Consider the following 3,210-nt stretch of genomic DNA (forward strand, 5'->3'; position numbering starts at 1 on the left):
TTCGCGGTCGGCTCGGGAGTGTCCGCGGCGGTCGGCGGTCGGCTGGTGAGCCGGCTCCCCAAGCAGTCCCGCTCCGCCGTCCCCGAGGCCACCGACTTCACCGTGGTCCAGGGCACCCCGCCCCGCCCCCCGGCGGCCTCCTTCGCCGAGCTCGAACTGCCCAGGGCGATCCTCTCCGCGCTCGGCCGCGAAGGCGTCACCGAGCCCTTCCCGATCCAGGCCGCCACGCTGCCCGACTCGATCGCCGGGCGCGACGTGCTCGGCCGCGGCCGCACCGGCTCCGGCAAGACCCTCGCCTTCGGCCTGCCGCTGCTCGCCCGCACCGCCGGACGCCGTGCCGACGCCCGGCACCCGCTGGCGCTCGTCCTGGTGCCCACCCGCGAGCTCGCCCAGCAGGTCACCGAGGCGCTCACCCCGTACGCCACCGCCGTCAACCTGCGGATCACCACCGTCGTCGGCGGCATGTCGATCAACCGGCAGTCCAACGCGGTGCGCCGCGGCACCGAGGTGCTGGTGGCCACCCCCGGCCGGCTGGACGACCTGATCGGGCGCGGTGACGTCAAGCTCTCCGACGTCGCGATCACCGTCCTCGACGAGGCCGACCAGATGGCCGACATGGGCTTCCTGCCGCAGGTCAGCAAGCTGCTGGAGCAGGTCGCCGAGGGCGGGCAGCGGATGCTGTTCTCCGCCACCCTGGACCGCAACGTCGACCGGCTGGTCAAGCGCTTCCTGACCGACCCGGTGACCCACTCGGTCGACCCCTCGGCCGGCGCCGTCACCACCATGGACCACCACGTCCTGCAGCTGGAGCAGGCCGACAAGGCCTCCGCCACCGCGCACATCGCCTCCCGCGACGGCCGCGTGATCATGTTCGTGCACACCAAGCACGGCGCCGACCGCCTGGCCAAGCAGCTGCTCGCCAACGGCGTGAAGGCCGCGGCCCTGCACGGCGGCAAGTCCCAGCCGCAGCGCAACCGGGTCCTGGACCAGTTCCGGGACGGCCACGTCACCGCGCTGATCGCCACCAACGTCGCCGCCCGCGGCATCCACATCGACGGCCTGGACCTGGTCGTCAACGTCGACCCGCCGGCCGACCACAAGGACTACCTGCACCGCGGCGGCCGCACCGCCCGGGCCGGCGAGTCCGGGACGGTCGTCACCCTGGTGCTGCCCGAGCAGCGTCGCGAGGTCAACCGGCTGATGACGGTGGCCGGCATCCGCCCGACCGTCACCAAGATCCGTCCGGGCGACGCCGACCTGGCCAAGATCACCGGCGCCCGCACGCCCAGCGGCGTCCCGGTCACGCTGGCCGTGCCGGTCGCCAACGACCAGGCCGCCGCCGAGGCCAAGGCCGGCGCCGACAAGCCCGCCGGGGCCAAGACCGGCGCCCCGCGCCGCCGGCCCGGCAAGCGCTCCGCGCTGCCCACCGACGTCGACATGAACGGCAACCCGCGCCGGCCCCGCCCCAAGCAGCGCCTCGGCGCCGCCGCCCAGGGCGACCGCCCGCAGGCGGCCGGCTTCATCGGGCGCTCCTCGGGCCGTGCCAAGCCCGGCAGCGGCTCCAAGTCCGGCTCCAACTACGGCACCGGGCGCCAGCGCCGCAAGGCCGACTGACGGCCGTCCGCGAACCGCGCCCACGGGCCCCGCACCTCCCCGCGCCAGGGGGAGCGCGGGGCCCGTTCGGCATCCCGGCGGCCCGCGCGCCCCGCCCCGGCGAAATTGCCGCTCGGACCGACCGCCCTGATCAGCCCGGCCACGCCCGGCAGTTGCGCCGATCTGCCGGTTGACGGCCGACCGCGCACCCCCGAGTCTTTCACGCGGCCCACACATCCGACGCACCGTCACCACGGTTGCGCGGACGGTGAGTCGACGTGATCCCACGACCCGGAAGGACCTTCCATGCGCCGCACCGCAGCCATGTTCGCCACCGCCCTGCTCGCCGGGGCCGCCGCACTCACCGCGCCGGCCGCCGGAGCCGCCGAGCAGACCGCCCAGGGCTCGCAGTCCACCGCGGGCACCGGCGCCCTGGCCGCCGCGAGCTGTTCCGTCGGCCGCGGCGGCACCGGCTTCGTCGGCACCTGTACGGGCATGGACCCGAACCAGACCTGGCGTGTCGCCGGCACCTGCCAGAGCATCGGCACCAACGGGTTCCCCGTCTTCTCGGCCGCGTTCGGCGCCTGGACCAGCGGCAACTCCACCGCCACCGCGATCTGCATGTGGCCGGCGATGCCGACCTCCGGCTGGATCGTCTCCGGCCCCGCCGTCCCGGCGGGCCCGACCGGCCAGATCTCCGGCTACGCGAGCAAGTGCGTCGACGTACGCGGCGGCAGCGGCGCCAACGGCACCCCCGTCCAGATCTGGGACTGCCTCGGCAACGCCAACCAGCAGTGGAAGATCGGCGCCGACGGCACGATCCGCGCCCTCGGCAAGTGCCTGGACGTCCAGGGCGGGAACACCGGCAACGCCACCCTGGTGCAGATCTACGACTGCAACGGCAGCGGCGCCCAGCAGTGGCAGGCCCGGGGCGACGGCTCGCTGCTCAACCCGCAGTCCGGCCGCTGCCTGGACGACCTCGGCTTCTCCACCACCAACGGCAACCAGCTCGGCATCTGGGACTGCAACGGCGCCGACAACCAGAAGTGGAACCTCCCGGTCTGACCTTCCCCCCCACCCCGCCGCCCGGCCCCCGCCGGGCGGCGGTCCGCACTCCGGGCGGACGGGCACCGCAGGGGCCGCCGGGACGTACGCCATCGAGCCCCGCGCCCCCGGGAGCTTCCGTGCGCCGTCGCCCGGGGGAGCGGCGGCATCTTGAGCCGCGCAATGCATGTGCATCACGCTGATGCTCGTGCACGGTGAGATCTACTGGACCGAGCGCTCCGAGGAGCACATCGCCAGGCACGGCGTCTGTCCGGAGGAAGTGGAGGACGTCGTCTTCTGCCGTCCCCACTGGTTCTAGGGCGGGTACCAGCATCGCAAGGCCTCGTCGTAGGCGGCTCGGACGGGCTCAGGCGGTGAGGGCCGGGGCGGCGGGGGTGGCGCGGCGGGCCTGGTCGTGGCGTTCCAGGAGGAGGGCGGCCAGTTCGGGGGCGGGGCCGAGGACATCGGCGAGGGTGTCCGCGCCGGCCTGGCCGGCGGCGGCCGCGATGCGGTCGGGCAGGAGGCCCGGGGCCAGCAGGTACGGGGCGACGGCGGTGTGCTCGGCGCCGGCGG

General features: G+C 74.9%; 3 protein-coding genes and 1 pseudogene. 3 read left to right on the top strand and 1 reads right to left on the bottom strand.

Going from position 1 to position 3,210, the window contains the following annotated elements; all coding sequences use genetic code 11:
• Positions 1-102: 102 nt before the first annotated feature.
• From AB0E96_RS39960 to AB0E96_RS39970, 3 genes are all read left to right on the top strand, one after another.
• Positions 103-1,614 (top strand): DEAD/DEAH box helicase, encoded by a 1,512-nt coding sequence (locus tag AB0E96_RS39960; protein WP_359831610.1) that lies wholly within the window; start codon positions 103-105, stop codon positions 1,612-1,614.
• A 285-nt stretch (positions 1,615-1,899) separates the two neighbouring features.
• The gene (locus AB0E96_RS39965) at positions 1,900-2,658 is read left to right on the top strand and encodes a ricin-type beta-trefoil lectin domain protein (protein WP_359831606.1); all 759 of its coding nucleotides are present in this window, start codon (positions 1,900-1,902) and stop codon (positions 2,656-2,658) included.
• A gap of 166 nt (positions 2,659-2,824) precedes the next feature.
• Positions 2,825-2,956 carry a hypothetical protein gene (locus AB0E96_RS39970; RefSeq protein WP_359831608.1) on the top strand — a complete coding sequence of 44 codons (132 nt, stop codon included), beginning with the start codon at positions 2,825-2,827 and terminating at the stop codon, positions 2,954-2,956.
• Positions 2,957-3,004: 48 nt separating this feature from the next.
• Here AB0E96_RS39970 and AB0E96_RS39975 read toward each other — a convergent pair.
• Positions 3,005-3,210: pseudogene (locus tag AB0E96_RS39975) on the bottom strand (sirohydrochlorin chelatase); the annotation flags it as partial.

The sequence above is a fragment of the Kitasatospora sp. NPDC036755 genome (assembly GCF_040636595.1).
In the GTDB taxonomy this organism is placed as follows: Bacteria; Actinomycetota; Actinomycetes; order Streptomycetales; family Streptomycetaceae; genus Kitasatospora.